The sequence below is a fragment of the Bacillus sp. B.PNR1 genome (assembly GCF_030386235.1).
Lineage (GTDB): Bacteria > Bacillota > Bacilli > Bacillales > Bacillaceae > Bacillus > Bacillus stercoris.
Genome location: NZ_JANYMN010000002.1, coordinates 36834 through 56168 on the forward strand (window position 1 = coordinate 36834; position 19335 = coordinate 56168).

Annotated in this window: 28 protein-coding genes and 1 pseudogene; 19 read left to right on the forward strand and 10 right to left on the reverse strand. The window is 42.4% G+C overall.

The genetic code is table 11. The features are described from left to right. Window positions 1-156: 156 nt before the first annotated feature. Complete coding sequence (locus NZD81_RS11475; protein WP_147772783.1) at window positions 157-513, reverse strand: MmcQ/YjbR family DNA-binding protein; 357 nt, start codon at window positions 511-513, stop codon at window positions 157-159. A 407-nt stretch (window positions 514-920) separates the two neighbouring features. Here NZD81_RS11475 and satA point away from each other — a divergent pair, with 407 nt between their 5' ends. Further along, the gene (satA, locus tag NZD81_RS11480; protein WP_014666126.1) at window positions 921-1442 is read left to right on the forward strand and encodes a streptothricin N-acetyltransferase SatA; all 522 of its coding nucleotides are present in this window, start codon (window positions 921-923) and stop codon (window positions 1440-1442) included. Between the two features lie 95 nt (window positions 1443-1537). On the opposite strand, the gene NZD81_RS11485 is transcribed toward satA, so the two are convergent. Both NZD81_RS11485 and NZD81_RS11490 read right to left on the reverse strand, forming a co-directional pair. After that, window positions 1538-2143: a YczE/YyaS/YitT family protein gene (locus NZD81_RS11485; protein ID WP_282373881.1), complete on the reverse strand. Its 606-nt coding sequence runs from the start codon at window positions 2141-2143 to the stop codon at window positions 1538-1540. Then, window positions 2140-2586: a GNAT family N-acetyltransferase gene (locus NZD81_RS11490; protein ID WP_014666124.1), complete on the reverse strand. Its 447-nt coding sequence runs from the start codon at window positions 2584-2586 to the stop codon at window positions 2140-2142. Before NZD81_RS11490 ends, NZD81_RS11485 begins: the two co-directional genes overlap by 4 nt. A gap of 117 nt (window positions 2587-2703) precedes the next feature. Between NZD81_RS11490 and NZD81_RS11495 the strand changes: the two genes are divergently transcribed. From NZD81_RS11495 to NZD81_RS11505, 3 genes and pseudogenes are all read left to right on the forward strand, one after another. Continuing rightward, window positions 2704-3156 (forward strand): MarR family transcriptional regulator, encoded by a 453-nt coding sequence (locus NZD81_RS11495; protein WP_040081147.1) that lies wholly within the window; start codon window positions 2704-2706, stop codon window positions 3154-3156. Between the two features lie 166 nt (window positions 3157-3322). Then, the gene (locus tag NZD81_RS11500; RefSeq protein ID WP_040081149.1) at window positions 3323-3985 is read left to right on the forward strand and encodes an MBL fold metallo-hydrolase; all 663 of its coding nucleotides are present in this window, start codon (window positions 3323-3325) and stop codon (window positions 3983-3985) included. A 16-nt stretch (window positions 3986-4001) separates the two neighbouring features. Then, window positions 4002-4130: pseudogene (locus NZD81_RS11505) on the forward strand (LysR family transcriptional regulator); the annotation flags it as partial. Window positions 4131-4166: 36 nt separating this feature from the next. Here the strand turns inward: NZD81_RS11505 and NZD81_RS11510 are convergent. The 3 genes from NZD81_RS11510 to NZD81_RS11520 form a co-directional block, all read right to left on the reverse strand. Continuing rightward, window positions 4167-4646, reverse strand: coding sequence for a DUF2798 domain-containing protein (locus NZD81_RS11510; RefSeq protein ID WP_040081151.1), 480 nt, complete (start codon window positions 4644-4646; stop codon window positions 4167-4169). A gap of 82 nt (window positions 4647-4728) precedes the next feature. Continuing rightward, window positions 4729-5172, reverse strand: a complete 444-nt coding sequence (locus tag NZD81_RS11515; RefSeq protein ID WP_282373878.1) for a GNAT family N-acetyltransferase — start codon at window positions 5170-5172, stop codon at window positions 4729-4731. Between the two features lie 14 nt (window positions 5173-5186). Then, window positions 5187-6065 carry a LysR family transcriptional regulator gene (locus NZD81_RS11520; RefSeq protein WP_014666119.1) on the reverse strand — a complete coding sequence of 293 codons (879 nt, stop codon included), beginning with the start codon at window positions 6063-6065 and terminating at the stop codon, window positions 5187-5189. A 186-nt stretch (window positions 6066-6251) separates the two neighbouring features. Here NZD81_RS11520 and NZD81_RS11525 point away from each other — a divergent pair, with 186 nt between their 5' ends. Next, window positions 6252-7466: an MFS transporter gene (locus NZD81_RS11525; RefSeq protein ID WP_148343435.1), complete on the forward strand. Its 1215-nt coding sequence runs from the start codon at window positions 6252-6254 to the stop codon at window positions 7464-7466. Window positions 7467-7501: 35 nt separating this feature from the next. On the opposite strand, the gene NZD81_RS11530 is transcribed toward NZD81_RS11525, so the two are convergent. After that, on the reverse strand, window positions 7502-8341 hold the full coding sequence (locus NZD81_RS11530) for a pentapeptide repeat-containing protein (RefSeq protein WP_282373877.1): 840 nt from the start codon (window positions 8339-8341) through the stop codon (window positions 7502-7504). Between the two features lie 146 nt (window positions 8342-8487). On the opposite strand from NZD81_RS11530, the gene NZD81_RS11535 reads away from it, so the two are divergent. The 7 genes from NZD81_RS11535 (at window position 8488) to NZD81_RS11565 (ending at window position 11126) form a co-directional block, all read left to right on the forward strand. After that, entirely contained in the window at window positions 8488-8877 is a 390-nt protein-coding gene (locus NZD81_RS11535) for a YybH family protein (protein WP_041521465.1), read from the forward strand. Window positions 8878-8990: 113 nt separating this feature from the next. Beyond that, window positions 8991-9461 (forward strand): hypothetical protein, encoded by a 471-nt coding sequence (locus NZD81_RS11540; protein WP_282373876.1) that lies wholly within the window; start codon window positions 8991-8993, stop codon window positions 9459-9461. 35 nt (window positions 9462-9496) lie between these two features. Next, entirely contained in the window at window positions 9497-9742 is a 246-nt protein-coding gene (locus tag NZD81_RS11545) for a hypothetical protein (protein WP_282373875.1), read from the forward strand. 97 nt (window positions 9743-9839) lie between these two features. Beyond that, complete coding sequence (locus NZD81_RS11550) at window positions 9840-10232, forward strand: Hsp20/alpha crystallin family protein (RefSeq protein WP_282373874.1); 393 nt, start codon at window positions 9840-9842, stop codon at window positions 10230-10232. Continuing rightward, window positions 10232-10417 (forward strand): hypothetical protein, encoded by a 186-nt coding sequence (locus NZD81_RS11555; RefSeq protein WP_014666112.1) that lies wholly within the window; start codon window positions 10232-10234, stop codon window positions 10415-10417. The genes NZD81_RS11550 and NZD81_RS11555 overlap by 1 nt, the downstream gene beginning before the upstream one ends. A 15-nt stretch (window positions 10418-10432) precedes the next feature. Continuing rightward, window positions 10433-10777, forward strand: coding sequence for a hypothetical protein (locus tag NZD81_RS11560; protein ID WP_148343429.1), 345 nt, complete (start codon window positions 10433-10435; stop codon window positions 10775-10777). Between the two features lies 1 nt (window position 10778). Then, entirely contained in the window at window positions 10779-11126 is a 348-nt protein-coding gene (locus tag NZD81_RS11565) for a hypothetical protein (RefSeq protein WP_014666110.1), read from the forward strand. Window positions 11127-11164: 38 nt separating this feature from the next. On the opposite strand, the gene NZD81_RS11570 is transcribed toward NZD81_RS11565, so the two are convergent. Beyond that, on the reverse strand, window positions 11165-12472 hold the full coding sequence (locus NZD81_RS11570; protein WP_014666109.1) for an MFS transporter: 1308 nt from the start codon (window positions 12470-12472) through the stop codon (window positions 11165-11167). Window positions 12473-12572: 100 nt separating this feature from the next. Here NZD81_RS11570 and NZD81_RS21195 point away from each other — a divergent pair, with 100 nt between their 5' ends. Continuing rightward, the gene (locus NZD81_RS21195; RefSeq protein ID WP_040081162.1) at window positions 12573-12893 is read left to right on the forward strand and encodes a hypothetical protein; all 321 of its coding nucleotides are present in this window, start codon (window positions 12573-12575) and stop codon (window positions 12891-12893) included. Window positions 12894-12904: 11 nt separating this feature from the next. Further along, window positions 12905-13351 (forward strand): DUF6376 family protein, encoded by a 447-nt coding sequence (locus tag NZD81_RS11575; RefSeq protein ID WP_040081163.1) that lies wholly within the window; start codon window positions 12905-12907, stop codon window positions 13349-13351. Window positions 13352-13383: 32 nt separating this feature from the next. Here NZD81_RS11575 and NZD81_RS11580 read toward each other — a convergent pair whose 3' ends face one another. Then, the gene (locus tag NZD81_RS11580) at window positions 13384-14313 is read right to left on the reverse strand and encodes a manganese-dependent inorganic pyrophosphatase (protein ID WP_014666106.1); all 930 of its coding nucleotides are present in this window, start codon (window positions 14311-14313) and stop codon (window positions 13384-13386) included. Between the two features lie 204 nt (window positions 14314-14517). On the opposite strand from NZD81_RS11580, the gene hypR reads away from it, so the two are divergent. Next, the gene (gene hypR / locus NZD81_RS11585) at window positions 14518-14895 is read left to right on the forward strand and encodes a transcriptional regulator HypR (protein WP_014666105.1); all 378 of its coding nucleotides are present in this window, start codon (window positions 14518-14520) and stop codon (window positions 14893-14895) included. Window positions 14896-14924: 29 nt separating this feature from the next. Here the strand turns inward: hypR and cotF are convergent, their stop codons facing one another. After that, on the reverse strand, window positions 14925-15407 hold the full coding sequence (gene cotF / locus NZD81_RS11590; protein WP_014666104.1) for a spore coat protein CotF: 483 nt from the start codon (window positions 15405-15407) through the stop codon (window positions 14925-14927). 145 nt (window positions 15408-15552) lie between these two features. On the opposite strand from cotF, the gene NZD81_RS11595 reads away from it, so the two are divergent. The 4 genes from NZD81_RS11595 to rplI all read left to right on the forward strand — a co-directional run bounded on the left by NZD81_RS11595 (window position 15553) and on the right by rplI (window position 19319). Next, window positions 15553-15702 carry a hypothetical protein gene (locus tag NZD81_RS11595; RefSeq protein ID WP_040081164.1) on the forward strand — a complete coding sequence of 50 codons (150 nt, stop codon included), beginning with the start codon at window positions 15553-15555 and terminating at the stop codon, window positions 15700-15702. A gap of 225 nt (window positions 15703-15927) precedes the next feature. Beyond that, window positions 15928-16857, forward strand: a complete 930-nt coding sequence (locus NZD81_RS11600) for a YybS family protein (RefSeq protein ID WP_289860560.1) — start codon at window positions 15928-15930, stop codon at window positions 16855-16857. A 36-nt stretch (window positions 16858-16893) separates the two neighbouring features. Beyond that, window positions 16894-18873: a cyclic-di-AMP phosphodiesterase GdpP gene (gene gdpP / locus NZD81_RS11605; RefSeq protein ID WP_040081167.1), complete on the forward strand. Its 1980-nt coding sequence runs from the start codon at window positions 16894-16896 to the stop codon at window positions 18871-18873. After that, window positions 18870-19319, forward strand: coding sequence for a 50S ribosomal protein L9 (gene rplI, locus NZD81_RS11610; protein ID WP_003226915.1), 450 nt, complete (start codon window positions 18870-18872; stop codon window positions 19317-19319). The genes gdpP and rplI overlap by 4 nt, the downstream gene beginning before the upstream one ends. Window positions 19320-19335 lie beyond the last annotated feature (16 nt).

The following is a 19335-nucleotide window of genomic DNA, read 5'->3' on the forward strand; positions in this document are numbered from 1 at the left end:
ATTCATCCTTTTATATAAGAAGTTGGTAGAAATTCTTCTCCCACTCTCGCACCAGATGGACTAAGTTGCGTTTGTGGACAGAGAGAAGAACAATATCCTAAAATGAAAGTGTCCACTAATCTTCGTAGCTTGATTAGCAGGACACTCTCTTTATCTTCACTTGGTTAAATGAAAGCTCTGCTCGATTAAGTAATAAATTTCGCCTGCTGGATCTGTTCGTTCCAAAACAAGTGAAATCCAATGTTCCTTATCCATATGATATCCAGGAAAGATATTTTTGCCATTTCTTAAGCTATCACTTATTTCAGGGGGACATTTTAGATTTAGAATATCTATTTCGTCACGTCCTTCCAAGCCTAATTTTTCCGGGAGAACATTCATAATAAGACCGTACCATTTTTTGTTTGATTCATGTCTCAAAGAAGCATAGTTTGGGTATTTCTCCCACGGATAATCAGGCGATGTGCCGTATTTTTCTTTGACGTGTTTAAAGATGTCTTCTCTTGTTAACATACTCCATTACTCCTTTATTCACTCTCATTTCTTCTTGGAAAAATCAAAGAGCGATCCTTGGTTGTCCTATGGATGCTTCAATAGAGATGTCACCAATGGCAGAAGCTGTTTCTCATCCTTACTAATATAAGTTTTTTTGCTTTGGCGAAGCTTCCTTTTTCCATGGGTACTAGACAACAGGGGTGTGGGCGAGTTTTATTATTAGTGGGCATGGGATCATCTTCTTTTCTCTTGTTTCTGTTCCTTTTTAATGTACCACAAGCCTTTCTGGTGAAATACCTCATTATGATAGTGAAATAGAAAAATCGCTATATAAAAGGTAATGTTAAAGAGTGCACTTTTGGAAGCTGTTATTGAATAGTGTCGAAATGATTTTTCTAAATATTTCTCGATTGGCGGAGATTGATATGATCATGAAAATGACTCATTTGAATATGAAAGATTTTAATAAACCAAACGAACCTTTCGTTGTTTTTGGGAGAATGATACCTGCTTTTGAAAACGGTGTTTGGACATATACTGAGGAACGATTTTCCAAACCTTATTTTAAACAATATGAAGATGATGACATGGATGTTAGTTATGTTGAAGAAGAGGGGAAAGCGGCTTTTTTATATTATCTTGAAAACAACTGCATTGGCCGGATTAAGATCCGTTCTAACTGGAATGGGTATGCACTAATAGAGGACATTGCCGTGGCAAAAGACTATAGAAAAAAAGGTGTTGGAACAGCATTATTACATAAAGCGATTGAGTGGGCAAAGGAGAATCATTTTTGTGGTCTTATGCTTGAAACCCAAGATATTAATGTTTCAGCTTGTCATTTTTATGCCAAACATCACTTTATAATAGGTGCGGTTGATACGATGCTTTATTCCAACTTTCCAACAGCAAATGAAATTGCGATTTTTTGGTACTATAAATTTTAATTGATTATAAAATCTCAACAGTACCAGAGATAAAGAATTGACGAACGAAACGGGGCTTGTTTTGCGTTTCGTTTTTTGGATCGAGAAGAGGTTTCTTAATAACCTCTTCTATTCTTTGATAAGAAATGTCTTTCCACAATAGGCATAAAAACGTGAAGGAGCATTCCTCCCAAACAGACGGTTAATAGGGTTCCGATGCCGATAGGGCCTTTAAAGATGATGGCTAATACTAAGAAAAGAGCGTATACCAATGTTCTTGAAAACAAGATTGTTCTTTTGGTGAGATCTCGGATAATAAGTGTCAAATGATCGATGGGCGTTGATGCAAACTTCGTCTGAAGATAGATGGCTGTTCCAAGACCGATGAGCACCAAACCAATTCCGAAACAAATCAGTTTGCTTAACAACGCGTTTAGATAGATGGTGTTTTTTACAACAAACAACCATAGGTCAATGCCTATTCCAGTAATGAATGCTGTAATCAAGCCCAGCAAAATAGGTTTTTTTCTCGTTAATATAGCGTTGCAGATTAAGAGGATCACAGAAATAAGGACCTCCCAGCTTCCTACGGTAAGACCGATTTCTTTTGACAGACCAACCAAAAGGGCATCGAAGGATGATGTGCCCAGTCCTGATTGTATGGTTAAGGAAATGCCCAAACTTAATATAAGTATGCCTATTCCGTAATACATATATTTCATGTTATATTCCGCGATATTTCTTTTGTCATCAAGACGTGAGGGATGCCGTCCTCCATAAATTCCTGTGAAGAAGTCTGATAGCCCAGTTTTTGATAAAAGCCTGCCGCTTGTGTTTGACCATGCAGCTTATATGAAGTCAGTCCTTTTTCTTTCATGATTTCCTCTAACCCGCTTACGATGATCTTCCCCAATCCGTACTTACGGTAAGGTTTTAGGATGCAGATTCTTTCCAGCTTTGCTGTATGGCCAACGATGCGCGCACGGCCGGTGCCGACAGGCTGATTCTCATGATATACCAAGATATGTTGGCATTGTTCCTGAAGCGTATCAAATTCATCGAACTCATCGGCTTCAGACACATGTTGCTCCTCAATGAAAACGCCTCTTCTAATCTTTAAAGCTTCATGTAAATCCGCTTCAGTTGTTATTCTTTTTATACTCATCTAAATCAATCCTTTTCTGATATTAGTCTGGACTGTCCAGCATGCATGTGGTCTTATAATAGTAAGGTTAAAACAGTTTTGTTGTAATTACAACAAAAATACGTGAGGAGTTTTAGAATGAATGATATTTTGCGTGAAATCGGCATGATAGCAAGAGCGTTGGATTCCATAAGCAATATCGAATTTAAAGATTTGGACTTAACAAGAGGGCAGTATCTCTATCTCGTACGCATATATGAAAATCCGGGAATTATTCAAGAGAAGCTGGCGGAAATGATAAAAGTGGACCGGACAACGGCCGCGCGGGCCATTAAGAAGCTGGAAATGCAGGGATTTATTCAAAAACTGCCAGATGAGCAAAATAAAAAAATAAAAAAATTGTTCCCGACTGAGAAAGGGAAAAAGGTGTATCCCTTGTTAAGAAGAGAAGGAGAACATTCCACGGAAGTCGCTTTGTCTGGTTTTACACATGAGGAAAAGGAAACCATTTCTGCACTCCTTCATAGAGTGAGGAAAAATGTAGAACGTGATTGGGAGTATGTGAAGAAGGGGAACAAAAGGGATTATTAATGTACAAAATGTACCTTATCGACAGAACCAAATATGAGTCCGGGAAGGGCCAATTTCCTGTTTCGATCATTTCACAATGCAAGTTACAAAAACGTGCGTAGTTACATATTGAATTGATTTGTATTACAGTAATGATAGCAAGAAATTTCCAAAGGGAGTGGTTTTGATGAACTTGAGACAACTATCAGAACATGTCTTTCAATGTGAATTTGAGCTTGATGTTCCCCTTCGTGTCCCGGTTCATACTTGGTTTATTAAAGATGGCGATGATGTTTATATTGTTGATACGGGGATAGAACGTTTTGCTGATGCTCAAATTAGGGCAGCGTTAGCGATCGGCAATCCAAAAGCCATTTTGCTTACCCATGGCCACAGTGATCATATCGGAGGTGCATCAAAATGGTTAGAGAGATTTGATCTTCCGATTTATGCCCACCAGAAAGAACTTATATATATCAATGGAGAAGCGCCTTATCCAAACAAAAATGAAGCAGAGAACACAGGGGTAGCCCATATTGTTCAGCCGCTGACAGAGCAAACGCTTGCTCACTTGCCTCTGCAATATGATTTAACACCCGGACATTCCCCGGGGCATGTCGTGTATTATCATAAAATCGATCGTACTCTATTAACGGGCGACCTTTTTATCACGAGTAAGGAGGATTTACACCCACCTATAAGAAGATTCAGTGTTGATATAAATGAGAACATCGATAGCGGCTCAATCATAGATCAAATCAAACCAACGCTCATTTGCTCTTCACATGGCGCAGAAATTCTTTATAACGAAGAATTGTATAAAAACTATGTGGTAAGGTATAGGGATTAATGGAAGTGAAAAACTTAAGCTGAAAATTCTTCAGCATGGTGAAGCCCTCGATCCGATTTACTCACACCTGTTACTCAAAAAGAAAAAATGGCAGCTGCCTGCCGCAGAGGCTTTTGCGGAGCTTGTTTTACATTTGATTCGTTAGAAAAAGGAGTGAGCGTCAGGCTCACCCCTTTTCTAGTTAAACTGCAGCTGTGAGCTTTGGTTTTACAAATTTCATGAAAATCCCTCTTACTAATGGGCCCATAATCAGTAATTGCAACGGATAAGCTAGGATGAAATTTTTCAACACAATCATAAGATAAGTGCTGAAGAGGCTGTCTCCGTTCAGCCCATTTGCCAGAACCGCTGTCACTAAACCGAACACAGACATACAAAGCACCATGCCGATCACCATACAAGTTGACATGGCAAGGATGACATATATTTTTTTAGTCTTGTCGAACGGCATGCTGAATGCAATCTTCTTGGCGAGGGGGCCCACTAACAGTAAATCTAACAGGAGGGCGACCATAAAACCGATGGCCATTTCAAAAACGGTCATCATTGAAAAATCCTGAATGGCTCCGTTAATGATGGCGTTGTAAATCGACATGACGCAGACCATTCCAAAGCACATCATCACGCCAAATATAAGGCCTTCTTTTTTATTTGCTGGCATACAATCATTCCTTCTCTCTATAATCGGTGATTAGTATACCAATGAACCGTTCATGCTCATAAGTGACAAATTTGTGAATAATCTATAGCGCAGAATCGTCCTGTTTTGTCATCAGCACATGCGGAATGCCATCCAGCATAAATTCTTCTGATGCAGTCTGATAGCCTAGCTTTTCATAAAAGCCTGCCGCCTGTGTCTGGCCGTGCAGTTTGAAGGCAGAAAAACCTTGTTCTTTCACAATACGTTCTAATGCACCGACGATTACTTTTCCCAGACCGAATTTGCGGTAAGGCTTCAGAATGCAGATTCGTTCCAGTTTTCCCGCGTGGCCAACGATACGGACGCGTGCAGTGCCAACGGGTACATTCTGATGATAAGCCAGAATGTGCCGGCAGTCACCGTGGAGTGTATCGAACTCATCGAATTCATCCGAAATGGGACAGCCTTGCTCCTCTACAAATACTGTCTTTCTGATTTCAAACGCTGTATGTAAATCTTGTTCTGACGTGATTTTTTTGACCTTCATGCTTGAATCCTCCCTTACTCCGAAAAATGGCTGATGACATATTGTTTAAAGGTCTCAGCAACCGGTGATAAAAATCTGCCTTTTATCCAGGCAATCCCTATGACACGCTGACATTCCGGCCAGCTGACGCGGATTTTGGCGATTTTGCTTTGGTCTAAGCCTTTCAGGTCTGGCAGAATAGATATGCCCAGTCCGGCTGCCACAAAACCTGCGGCAGTGGCGGCTTCTTCTCCTTCAAACATAATGTTCGGCTGTATATCAGCCTTCTCAAACAGCTCATCGACCGTCATTCGAAGCGCGTAGCCTTTTTTCAATAAAATGAACCGTTCCCCGGCAATCTCGGTCAGGGTAATGCTCTCACGATTGGCTAATGGGTGATCAATTGGCACAAATAAAAAGAGCTCTTCACTCCATAGCTTGATCCATTGGATCGGATTTTCAGGCTTAATCGAAGCGAGCAGACAGAGGTCGAGATCACCGGATTTTAATCGTTCAAGCAGCCAATAAGAGTGGTTTTGCTTCAGCTGGAAGGCAATGTTGGGGTATTCCTGCTGAAAGGAGCCGATGAGATCGGGCACGAGCGTAGTGCCTAATGTATGCAAAAAACCGAGAGAGACTACGCCTTGGTCTGGCTTTAATAAAGCTTGGATTTCTTCTTTTCCTTCGGTGTACTCCTTCATCATCGCCTGCACCCGTCGCAAAAAGATGTGTCCGTATTGATTTAAGGTAATGGATCGTCCTTGCCTGTCAAAAAGCGGGACGCCTAAATGATTCTCCAGCCTGGCGATAGAGCGTGAAAGTGCAGGCTGTGTGATGGAGAGGCTTTTTGCGGCTTTCGTCACGTGCTGCATCCGGGCCAGGGTTTGAAAATATTCAAGTTGTTCCCATTCCAATCATCATTCCTCCCTTATTACATATAAGCATCAAAAGAATATTTTATATGCATTATACATCATATATCGACGGTGCTAAGATAAAAGTATAAACAGACTCGAGGATGTTTGAAATCGGAAGAATAAAGGATGGTTTTATATGAATTGCAGTGCTCAACAACATGCGGAGGGGCAGATAAAACCCCAATGACATACATTCAAAAAGGCACACCGGTTTTTCGTAAAATTACGTTTGCTTTCTTCGCCGCAGGCTTCAATACATTTGCGATTCTTTATTGCGTACAGCCGCTCATGGAGGAATTCACGCGGGAATTTCATGTGACGCCTACTGCGGCGAGCCTCTCTTTATCCGTTACCACAATGCTGTTAGCAGTGAGCATGCTTGTCTTTGGCTCATTATCAGAGGTATGGGGTCGCAAGCCGATTATGGGTATTTCCATGCTGGCCGCATCGGTTCTCTGTCTGGCATCGGCCTTCAGTCCGAACTTTCATACGCTGCTCGTATTGCGAACTATTCAAGGCGTTGCGCTCGCAGGCCTTCCGTCAATTGCGATGGCTTATCTTGGAGAAGAAATTGAACCTGGAAGTCTCGGATCAGCGATGGGACTGTATATCAGCGGAAATGCAATCGGCGCCGTTTTTGGAAGGATCGTTTCCGGGCTTCTGAGCGAGTACGTGAATTGGCATATGGCGATGGGATCAATTGGTGTCATTAGTTTGATTGCTAGTGTTATATTTTTTATAAATTTGCCTCCATCCAGGCATTTTACGCCAAGAAAATTGAAGCTCGGGAAGTTGGGAATGTCTCTGATCGGCCACTTGAGAGACCGCAAACTATTCAGCTTATTTCTCATTGGTTTTTTGCTGCTCGGAAGCAATGTTGCATTGTTTAATTACATTGTGTATGTGCTGCTGGGCCCGCCGTACTCGCTTAATAAAGCATTTGCCAGCTGGATCTTTATTGTGATGATTGTAGGCATTTTCAGCTCGTCTTTCATTGGAAGGATGGTTGATCGGTATGGCTATCCGAAAATACTGGTGATGAATATTTTCATTGTCATTGCAGGTGCTTTATTCACGATAAACAGTATGCTGGCAGTGAAAATACTGGGGATTGCCCTCTTTACATTCGGTTTTTTCGGAGGGCATTCAGTTGCCAGCAGCTGGGTGGGCAGGAGAGCTCTTTACAACAAAGCACAGGCTTCATCGCTGTATTTGTTTTTTTATTACGCCGGTTCAAGCGTTTGCGGAACAGTCGGAGGGCTATTCTGGTCTGCTTTTCACTGGCTGGGCGTGGTCGGTATGATCACCTTCATGCTGCTGGCTGCGTTATGGCTGTCGGGATACTTGGCAAAAAGTGTGAAAATGCCGGATAAAAGGAACGAAAAAGGATTGAATTGATGACAGTAAAAAAAGGACCGTAAGCGGGTCCTTTTTTATTTCCAATGGGCAGGGATTCGTAAAGACGGCGGCAGCTTTGTGTTCGAATCACCGTTGGCGGCGTTCACCTGTGCCTGTGTCAGAAAGATGCATCCGGTCAGGTCGGCGCCGCTGAGATCAGCGTCTCTCATATCTGCACCGATAAAGTCTGTCATTCTCAAATCGGCATTTCTCAGATCTGCGGCTATGAGCAGCGCTCCTCTTAGATTTGCTCCTCGCAAATCAAGCCCTTTTAGTTTTGCACCGATCAGGACACTTCCCCGGCTGACTTTTTTCGGGAGTTTTGGATTGCGGGCTTGGGCACGCACCAGCTCACTCGTTTTTAACAGCCATTTATTGACCTCAGCTCGATGCTCGTCCACCTGCAGTGTCAGCAGGCGTTCTTTGCTGAGTCTGGTGAGCTTTTCTATTTTTTCGAAACTGGTTCTCAGTTCAGGGTGAATCGGCTTGGCTATATCTATAGAAAGAGCTTCATGTAAATACCAGAGCATTTCATGCAGCTGCTGCATGATAGGAAAAACGCCAAACATCTCGTTGGCCGTTTCGGGGCTGTTTCGCCAATCCTTTCCCTCATAAGTGATTTGGGATACTTTTTGGCCGGCGCCAAAGCATTCATATGCAGAGCAGCCTCGAAATCCTTTTTCTCTGAGATTTTTATGGATCGAACATTGATAGTTTGATTGTAAGTTGCGGCAAGGCGTGCCTCCGTCTTTGTCAAAAGCAAAATCTGCCGACTTCGCATAAGGCAAGGCGACACAGCACAAGCCAAAACAATACTGGCAATCCGCGCTTAAATCATGATGTATATGGTCATGTAACGTTACTTCCGCAGACAAAATTGTCCACCCCTTCACTTGGGTACTTTGTTAAATATATCTATTTGATTATATAGGAAATAGGGATCCTTTTCATTTTGTTTTTACGGTTTCAGCGTGTCAAACATTGTATAATATATCCAATCATGATGATTGGGGGAATTCATTTGGAACAGCAATTGAAAGACATCATCTCTGCGTGTGATTTGGCAATCCAAAATGAAGATTTTGATACACTGATGAATTACTACTCGGAAGATGCCATTTTAGTTGTGAAGCCTGGCATGATCGCGCGAGGCAAAGAAGAAATCAAAAAAGCGTTTATCACGATCGCGAACTATTTTAATCATCATATTGTGCCGACACAAGGAGAAATGATCATGCTGGAAGCAGGTGACACTGTCCTCGTCCTTTCTCAGACATTGCTTGATTCGGATAAAAAGGACTCCGAGTATGCGATGGAAAGAAGGGCGACCTATGTCTTTAAGAAGAATGCGCAAGGCGAGTGGCTTTGCGTAATCGATAATTCATATGGTACGGATTTAATTGGTCTTTAGCTTACGGACGTGTCCAAGTCAGATACTGCTTGAAAAAGAACCCGAACCAATAATCGATGTAAAACATATTGTAAAGTAATGGACTGAAAAGACATATCAAGGACTGAATAAGATTGAATCATCGACAAGCAGTAAACCAGGTTCAAGTCAGCAACATTAGCGTGATTTCAATTGATACCTCCTCAGGAATATTTATCGGAACCAATTATGCGCATAATTGGTCTTCGCATCGGAAAAACAATTACGGACTCGGATCAATGACCAACTCCCAGGTGTCTCATAATTTTAGCTATGTGATAGATAACGATGAGGTAGATACGCCGATTCATCATGAAAACAGGATTTCCTTTGAAGGGAACTCGGGAGAAAACCAGAATGATATTGATGTTGGAGAAATGAATATTAACGTTCTGGATACATGTGCCGCCATTTCAGTTGGCGAAAACGAACTTACCGGCTGGAGTTCACATAGTAAACGAACGTCCGGCCAGGGAAGGTTATTAGGCACGATTCAAAACACTCAAAACTCGTCATTCGTGATAGATAACGACGAAAATGACTGTCAAATAAATGATTACTTTTAAGAGGCTGCCTTGGTTTGAAAAGGAGGAGGATTTGTTTGGCTATCGGTTTTACACTCGGTGCAATCAATGTGAATTCCCAGCAGACAAATACAGCCATCGCGATTGGAGAAAATCAGTTACCCGGATGGGCTGCGCATCGTAAAGTAAATAACGGAATCGGCTTCTTCGCAGGAAATGTCTTGAACCAGGGGAATGTTTCAACGGTTATTGACCCTGATGGCATGGACGGTGTCATGAATAACCAAAATATATCGCCAAGTGTACAAAATCAAACTCTTTAACGGTGAATAGTTTTCTTTTAGCATACCTCCAAAAAAAGCACATAAGCATAGTTATAGATTCTAAAGATGTATGGCTATGTGCAGGGGGTTTTTATTTATGCCAAAATCTCATTTTTATCCCCGTGTGAAGGAAATGATGGGAAAGGATTTCGCTGAGCTGCTGCGCGAAATTGCTCCCTTTGTCGAACCGAGAGCCGATCTCATAAAAACAAACCACAGATTGACGATAACCATTGATGCAGCTGGTGCACGTGCAGAGGATATGTCAATCAGCCAAAAGAATCGCACACTCATCATTGAAGGAAAGATTACCCCCCAGCCGATGGAAGAGGAACAAGAGTGGATCGCCAGAGAACGGTTTTACGGCCCTTTCAAACGGGAGATCGCCATTCCCGAAGAGTATGATCTGCGTCAGATTCGTGCGAAATTTGAAAGCGGAATAGTAACGGTTACCGTTCCGCACCGCACTAATGAAAAAGGAGAAGAGTGATGACCTCTATCAAATACGGTTCTTTGCGGGTTAACCATCTGAGAAATTCTTCTGGCCTCTTTGTCGGAACAAATGTCCAAAAAGGCAGAAAAAGTGAAACCTTTATCAATGAAGGTTTTGGCGCCATAAAGGGGAAACATAATAAAATCAAAGGAAATGCGGGAGCTGTGGAGAAAAGTTTTTAAAAAGGGATGGCGTATATGAGCATAGATGAGGTCCTAAAAAAGCTTGAAGAATTAGCCCAAAAAGTCAATACGCTTGAACAATCCTCCCAGGAGAAACGCACCCCTTCTGTTTTTGTGAAGATGGATGTACAGGAATTGAATGTAGAGAAGCTGCATTTAGACGATTTAGCGTTTCATCTCGATCACCTGGATGTACAGGAGCTAAGCGGGATGCTGAATCTTGGCAACGTATTCTCTCCTCATGTTCATCAGAAATCCACATCGCAGTCTCGATTAAAGAAAACAAAAAAAGATGATATTGAGGTCAAAATAGACGGAAAACCAGTGCCGTATACCATCAATCAGGGAAAGGATGTTTAACGTGAAACGGTTTTCTCCCTCTTTTTTTATTGGCTCCATTTCCATTGGTACGGTTGAAGGCGCATCATGTGTAAACCTCGGAAACAACCTCCCCAGCGGTTTTGTGAATTATAAAAAACAAAACCAAGGATTCGGCTCCATTTCAGGAGACCATAATGATATCCACGATATTTTAGCGACAATAGAGGAAAACGGCACACAGGATGCTTTTCATTATGAAGGTGGTCTTCAAGGAAAAAACGAGCAGGTGCTCGAACAGATAGAGCAGGAAATGCTAGCTTCGGGGCTTGATATAGAGGAACAGGACGAGGAGAAGGTAAATGGGGACGGGCCGGATTCTTTGATGTAATGGGAGAGCTGCCAACTGGCAGCTCTCTTTTTCATGTTCTATAGTTTAATCCGTTTCACTTCCCCTAATACAAACACATAAAAAACCAAGCCCAGCAACAGCACAAAACCGGCTACCAGAAAGCTGAGCGTAAAGGAGCCTGTCACATCAAACAAATACCCTGTCAGTGATGCAGCAATAATGCCTCCGAACAGGTTGTTTGCGAGGTTCACCATAGAGCTCAGCATGGATACGGAACCGATCGGCGCGAGCTCAGCGGAGATGGACCAGCCAACCGGAGCGGTAGCAGAAATTCCAGCGAGCCCGATGGAAATACAAATAATCGCTACGGTAATATTGTTCGTCAGAATGGAGCCCAAAAAGAAAAAGCCGAAGCTCATCCCGACTATGATTACGGTTCGATACACCTTGGTGTTTGGATAGCCTTTCTTAATAAAATAATCGACGAGCCATCCGCCGACAGCGATTCCAGAAATGGTTGAGATCAGCCACGGCACGGCTGTAAATAAACCGGACGACATGAGATCCATCCCGTATGTATGTTTAAAGAAAGTCGGAAGCCAGGTAAGCAGCAGATTGAATGTATACCCGTACCCTGTAAATCCGATCATTAAGCCCCATACTTTGCGGTTGGTGAAAAGCTTTTTTAAAAGCGGACCCGTTTTGTAAGGGATTTGCTCTGTATTAATGGTGTTGTGTTTTTGAATATAGTTGAGTTCACTTTTGGAAATGCGTTTGTGCCGTTCAGGCTGTTCATAATACTGCCAGAAAAAGATCGTAAACAGCACATTGATGCATCCAATCGTCAAAAAGGCGACACGCCAGTCAAACGTTGTGACAAGAAAGGCGACCAATGGCGCTCCGATGACGTTTGAAAACTTGGCGGCTGAATCGAACAGTGAATTTGCCAATCCCCGCTCACTTGGAGGAAACCATAAAGCGGTTGCCTTAGAGGCAGCAGGGAACGCAGAGGCGCTCGTCAGCCCAATGAGAAACCGGAACAGATACAGCAGCAATTTCCCCTGTAAAAAAGCAAGAAGGATCGTTAAAAAGCTCCATATTGTCATTCCAACCCTTGTGACCCATGCCACCCCAAACCGGTCCAGCAAACTTCCGACAGGCAGCTGCATCAGTGTATAGGAATACGTGTAAATGGAAAATACGATGCCGAGTTCAGTTGCAGTAAGGTGAAACGAATCTTGTATCGCAGGTGCCGCTACAGAGATGGCCACTCGGTCAAAATAATTAAGAATAATAATGCCGCTAAGTAACGAAGATATGTACCATCTGGTATGCCCAGGCCGTTTCACACGCTCTTGACTCATGATGAAAACCTCCTCTTTCATAGCATGATCTCCTGATGGAAAAACCATTCAAATTTTAAATACCACAGCGCGCTTTTATGTAAACGGAAGGAATTTGACTGGAACAGATGGGTGCTTTAGAATGAAAGTAATAAAAATGAACACTCCAAAGGGGAGTAGCTTTCACAGTAAAGTCGTCATTACGGGACAAGATGTCCTCGGCTTTGCTGGCAATCTAATTGTTAGCGAGACCTTTGCCAAATCTGATTTGGTGAAGGTCTTTTTGTTTCGGAACTTCACCAAATTGGTGGAGTTTTTTTCATTTTTATCAAAAAGGGAGAGGAGCGTCAGGATGTCTACGTTGAAAAAGTGGCTGAAGCGTGAGTTGGTGAGGAAAGGGCTGCCGTTAGCGAAAGAGAAATTGATTCCGATCTTAAAAGAAACAGTGAAGAAGAAACGTTGAGGAGGCTGACAATGAAGATTATTTTGACAGTACTTGCCGGAGTGGGTCTTTTGAGTGCAGGCGGATGCGGCATGCTTGATCAGGTGAACGACGGGTTGAACTATACGGGTGAGGCAGCGGGGTATGTGGAGAAGGTGAAGACATTTGCAGAGGAAGCGCCTGAATTGGCTGAGAAAGCTGTAAATGACACCGAGGCGAAAGAAAACCTTGAAGCGCAGCTTGAGTCGATTCAGAAGGCTGCCGCTGATTTTAATGAGTTAGCACCGCCTGATGCCGCAGCGGAGATTCATCAAACCATTCAGGAGCATAACGAAACCTTGCAGAAAAGCGCTGAAGAGGTGTTGAAACAAGTCGAGGAAGGCAAGGTATCACTTGAAGATTTGGAGCAGTCAGATCTGGTCCAAAACGCAAAGCAAATCACTGATGTGATGGGACAGATTGAAAAGCTGGGTGAATAAGAAAAAGCATCCCTACACGGGATGCTTTTTGCTTATTCAGCCATTGCGTCAGTTAAGACAGGAACGACTTGTTTTTTACGGGACACAACGCCTTTTAAGAGAGCTGTGTTGTTTTCTAATGTCACGTTGAACGCTTTTTCCACTTTTGCTGCTTCGTTACCGATTGCAAGGGCAAGTGAATCATTTTCTAAGATATCTGTGATAACAAGAAGGAACAGATCAAGATTCTTCTCAGCCACAACGTTTGAGATCACAGCTTCTAATTCAGCTTGGCGTTTTTTCACATCTTCAATGTCCACTGTGTTTACTTGTGCGATTTCGACTTTCTTGCTGCCGAGTGTAAATTCTTTCGCATCAAGAGAAATGAGCTCTTCCACTGTTTTCTTGCTTAGATCAGCGCCTGCTTTCAGCATGTTCAAGCCGTATTCTTCAGCATCTACGCCAGCGATCTCCGCAAGCTCTTTTGCTGCTGCTACGTCTTGGTCCGTGCAAGTTGGGGATTTGAATAACAGTGAGTCAGAAATGATCGCAGACAGCATCAGGCCGGCAATTTCTTTTTCGATTTTCACGTTATTTTCTTTGTACATTTTGTTTAAGATCGTAGCCGTACAGCCTACAGGCTCAGCACGATAGTAAAGCGGCTCAGCTGTTTCAAAGTTGGCGATGCGGTGATGGTCGATAACCTCTAAAACCTGAACATCTTCAATGTCTTTGATGCTTTGCTGGCGTTCGTTATGGTCAACCAGGATAACGCCGTTTACTTCGTTTGCAGCTGTTTCAACAAGGCGCGGGCTTTCTTGTTTGAAATAGTCAAGCGCGTATTGTGTTTCGCCGTTTACTTGTCCAAGACGGACAGGCTCAGCATTGAAGCCGAGTTTGTTTTTCAAATCAGCATAAGCAATCGCAGAACAAATCGTATCTGTGTCTGGGTTTTGGTGTCCGAAAATAAGTATCTTTTCCATGATAGCTCCTATCCTTTTTTAAGTAGTGTCATCTTTATATAGTTTAACACGTCTTGCTGCAGGTGTAATCATGCAAACCCTTAAAAATTGATGTGAATAAGAAGCATTTTCTTTGAGCTGAGGAGAAAAGCTGTGTAAAATACTGGGTAGCTTAGTTGCAAAATGTAATGTAGTATCAAAAAAGGTACTATTGGAGGGTCATAAATGAGTGAAAAAAAGAATATATACCCGAACAAAGAAGGCTGTCCAGTTGAATTTACGCTAGATGTCATTGGCGGAAAGTGGAAAGGAATTCTTTTTTATCACATGATAGAGGGCAAGAAACGGTTTAATGAGTTTCGGCGAATCTGCCCGAATATTACTCAAAGAATGCTTACTCTTCAGCTGCGGGAGCTGGAAGCGGACGGCATCGTGCATCGTGAGGTTTATCAACAGGTGCCGCCGAAGGTTGAGTATTCTCTGACGGAATTCGGGCGAACACTTGAACCGATTGTTTTGCAAATGAAAGAATGGGGAGAATCCAACAGAGACGTGCTGGAATCTTATCGTACGAACGGCTTGCTGAAGGATCAGCAAAAATAGCAGCAAAGGGAACTCCTTTGCTGCTTGTTTTATTTCATTGAAAGGGCTCTGTTGGCGTTTCTGACGTCATTTTTCAACAGTTCAGAAAGGTTGTAAGACGGATAGTATCCATGCTGATACATGTATCGATAAACTTGGCCGTGCAGCTGGATGGCAGCATTCAGCTGTTTGACCAGTACGTTTCTTAATTGAGGTGTTGCTGTTTCTGTAATGGCGATGGCATAGCTGCGGACAGACGTTTTGGCAAAACCGAGCAGGTCACCGCTGTAAAATGGGTTATCTGCGCGTTCTTCTTCCTCATCCTCTCTGTGCGGAGCCTGTGGAAAGAACGGAAGAAGCTCTCTCAAATTTTGCTCAACGGCCTGAATAGACACGTTATAAAGCTGTTTGAGCTGAGGATCTTTTACTTCTCTTACCATTTTCTTCAGTTTAATAAGTCCGTTTGATTGAAAAGCAACCAGCTCGTGCATTTCTAGTGTTTCATGCCAAGCCAATGTTCTGCGTTCATCCATGTGAAAATTCTCCTTTATCAATCAGATTCCATATCAGCATATGCCCAACGCTCAATGTTGTTCATGATGTTTTGAAGTTTTTAAAAAGGGAAATTCACCTTATATAGGCTACGGGTTGAGAACATGCACAAAGAGGTGAAATTCAATGTGGGACATGATAAAGAACTTTTTCTTGTTTAGCAGCGGCATTCTGCAAGCAACAACTATTTTACTGGTGATCTTAATTTTTATGTATGTCAGAAAAACGAAAAAGAAAAACAAAGAATCTTCTGGCTTTATGGATGATAAACATTAATGGTGATGGGCATTCTTTTCCAAGAATGTCTTTTCCTTTTTTTATGTTTCACATGAAACATTAGCGTCATTTTACTTGCGATTTGGACTTATGTTAAAATATAAAAGTAAAATTTAGAGATGATATAAAAACATTCGGTGCAAAGCGTTTGCAGCGATGAAAAAAGAGCAGTCGTTTATGCTGCTCTTTTCTATTCGTATGTTCAAGATGATACGAGGTGACTAAGTGAAACAAACGAGAGCATTAATGGAAGGTGCTATTTTAATCAGTCTGTTTGCGATCATCACGCTTTTGGTCGTTTATGTTCCTGTGATTGGAATACTGTTTTGGTTGGTTTTACCTCTACCTTTGATTTTATACACATTGAGATATGGGGCAAAATTAGGTTTTTGGATGAGTATTGTAAGTCTTCCCGTTATTTTTATAACTAGTTCAATTACTGGGGTCTTTTTAGCGATTATATCCGCATTTACAGGTGTTGCTTTAGGTTTTTTTCTTAAGAAGAAGGATCCTGCAATTGCGATTTTATCTGGTTCTTTTGTTTCAGTGCTATGTATTATGATGTTTTTTGTGTTAAGTGTTTTATTTATGGATATTAATATCATCGATAGGGCCTTAACACAATCACAGGAAGCGATTGATTCTGCAGAGGATATGATGAGAAATTCAGTTCATTCAGAAGAAATTAATAAAAACTTGAGTATAATGAGAGATCAATTAGACACAGCTCAATACCTATTCCCAACAGCTATTGTGATGCTGGGGGTAATATATGCTTTCCTCAGTTACCTTATCGCTAAGCCGCTCTTAAGGCGATTCTCCCCCGATATTCCTAATCTAAAGCCTTTTAGAGAGTTGAAGTTTCCGCAAAGTGTTGTAGTGCTGTATTTGATAGTTGTCATGCTTTCATTTTTGCCTTTAGAAAAAGGCCAAATGCTGTACTCTATCGCTTTAAATGGGGAGTTTATACTCGGGTTTCTGATTTTTATCCAAGGTTTATCATTTATCTTTTTCTATTGCCATAAGAAACAATATCCGAAGGCTGCGGCTGTGATTGCTGTCGTACTTGGGTTTGTGCATCCGGTATTCATGGCAGTCATTCGCATTTTAGGCGTCTTAGATATGGGCTTTCATATAAGGAATAAGGTGAAGTGAACATGAGTTTTACTCACATGGTGGGGAGTGATAGAAATGCCAAGCTTTTATGAAAAACCGCTGTTTCGGTATCCCATCTATGCATTGATTGCTCTGTCAATCATTACAATCCTCATCAGCTTTTATTTTAACTGGATATTAGGAGCCGTCGAAGTGCTGCTGCTGGCAGTTATTTTGTTTTTTATTAAACGTGCTGATTCTCTTATTCGAAAAGAGATAGATGCTTATATTTCAACGTTATCCTACAGGTTGAAAAAAGTCGGTGAAGAGGCATTGATGGAAATGCCGATCGGAATCATGCTTTTTAATGACCAATATTATATAGAATGGGCAAATCCGTTTCTTTCCTCTTGCTTTAATGAAAGCACTTTAGTGGGGAGATCACTTTACGATACTTGTGAATCGGTGGTACCGCTGATCAAACAAGAGGTGGAATCGGAAACGGTTTCATTGAATGACCGTAAGTTTAGGGTTGTCATCAAACGGGATGAGCGTCTCTTATACTTCTTTGATGTTACAGAACAAATCCAGATTGAAAAGCTATATGAAAACGAAAGAACCGTGCTGGCCTATATTTTCCTTGATAACTATGATGATGTGACACAAGGATTGGATGACCAGACGAGAAGCACGATGAACAGCCAGGTGACATCTCTGCTGAACGCTTGGGCGCAGGAGTACGGGATCTTCTTGAAACGGACGTCTTCAGAACGCTTTATCGCTGTGCTTAATGAACACATCTTAACTGAACTCGAAAATTCGAAGTTTTCGATTCTTGATGAAGTGCGGGAAAAAACCTCATTTGACGGTGTAGCGCTGACGTTAAGCGTCGGTGTCGGGGCTTCAGTCTCTTCCTTGAAAGAACTTGGCGATTTGGCGCAATCCAGCTTGGACTTAGCACTGGGACGCGGCGGAGACCAGGTAGCGATTAAGCTGCCAAACGGCAAGGTGAAGTTTTACGGCGGTAAAACAAACCCAATGGAGAAACGAACAAGGGTGCGGGCCCGCGTCATTTCTCATGCCTTAAAGGAAATCGTCTCTGAAAGCAGCAATGTGATTATCATGGGGCATAAATTCCCCGACATGGATTCTATCGGCGCAGCGATCGGGATTTTAAAGGTGGCACAGGCAAATAACAAAGATGGCTTTATTGTGATTGACCCAAATCAAATCGGATCAAGCGTGCAGCGTTTGATTGAGGAAATCAAAAAATATGAAGAGTTGTGGTCAAGATTTATTACGCCTGAAGAAGCGATGGAAATTTCTAATGATGACACGCTTCTTGTGATCGTTGATACACATAAGCCGTCGCTTGTTATGGAGGAACGGCTGGTCAATAAAATTGAACATATCGTGGTCATCGACCATCACCGCAGGGGTGAGGAGTTTATCAGAGACCCGCTGCTCGTTTATATGGAGCCGTACGCTTCTTCCACAGCAGAATTGGTGACAGAGCTGCTTGAATATCAGCCGAAACGCTTAAAAATCAATATGATTGAAGCAACAGCCCTATTAGCTGGTATAATAGTGGATACAAAGAGCTTTTCTCTCCGCACGGGCTCGCGGACTTTTGATGCGGCTTCTTATTTAAGGGCAAAAGGCGCCGATACGGTGCTGGTGCAGAAGTTCCTGAAAGAAACCGTTGATTCCTATATTAAACGGGCGAAGCTGATCCAGCATACGGTCCTCTATAAAGATAACATTGCGATTGCTTCTCTTCCTGAAAATGAAGAGGAATACTTCGATCAAGTCCTGATTGCGCAGGCTGCCGATTCGCTGCTGTCGATGAGTGAGGTTGAGGCTTCATTTGCGGTGGCGAGACGGGATGAACAAACGGTTTGTATCAGTGCGCGGTCACTTGGCGAGGTAAATGTGCAGATCATCATGGAGGCGCTGGAAGGCGGAGGGCATTTAACAAATGCGGCGACGCAGTTGTCCGGCATTTCAGTTTCTGAAGCGCTGGAACGGCTGAAGCACGCCATAGATGAGTATTTTGAGGGAGGCGTACAGAGATGAAGGTTATTTTCTTACAAGATGTAAAAGGAAAAGGAAAAAAAGGTGAAGTCAAAAACGTAGCAGACGGTTATGCGCATAACTTTCTCATTAAAAAAGGCCTCGCGGTTGAAGCGAACGCGTCAAACATCAGCGCGCTAAACGGACAAAAGCAGAAAGAGAAAAAAGAAGCCATTGCCGAGCTTGAGCAGGCTAAGAGCTTGAAAGAGACATTAGAAAAACTGACTGTTGAACTTAGCGCAAAATCAGGTGAAGGCGGCCGTTTATTTGGTTCAGTGACAAGCAAGCAAATCACTGAACAGCTGCAAAAAGACCATAACATTAAAGTAGATAAGCGGAAGCTTGAACTGCCGGACGGCATTCGTGCATTAGGATACACAAACGTGCCTGTGAAGCTGCATCCTGAGGTGCAGGCAGTGTTAAAGGTACATGTAAAAGAAGAAGCTTAATAGAAAAAGAGGCTTG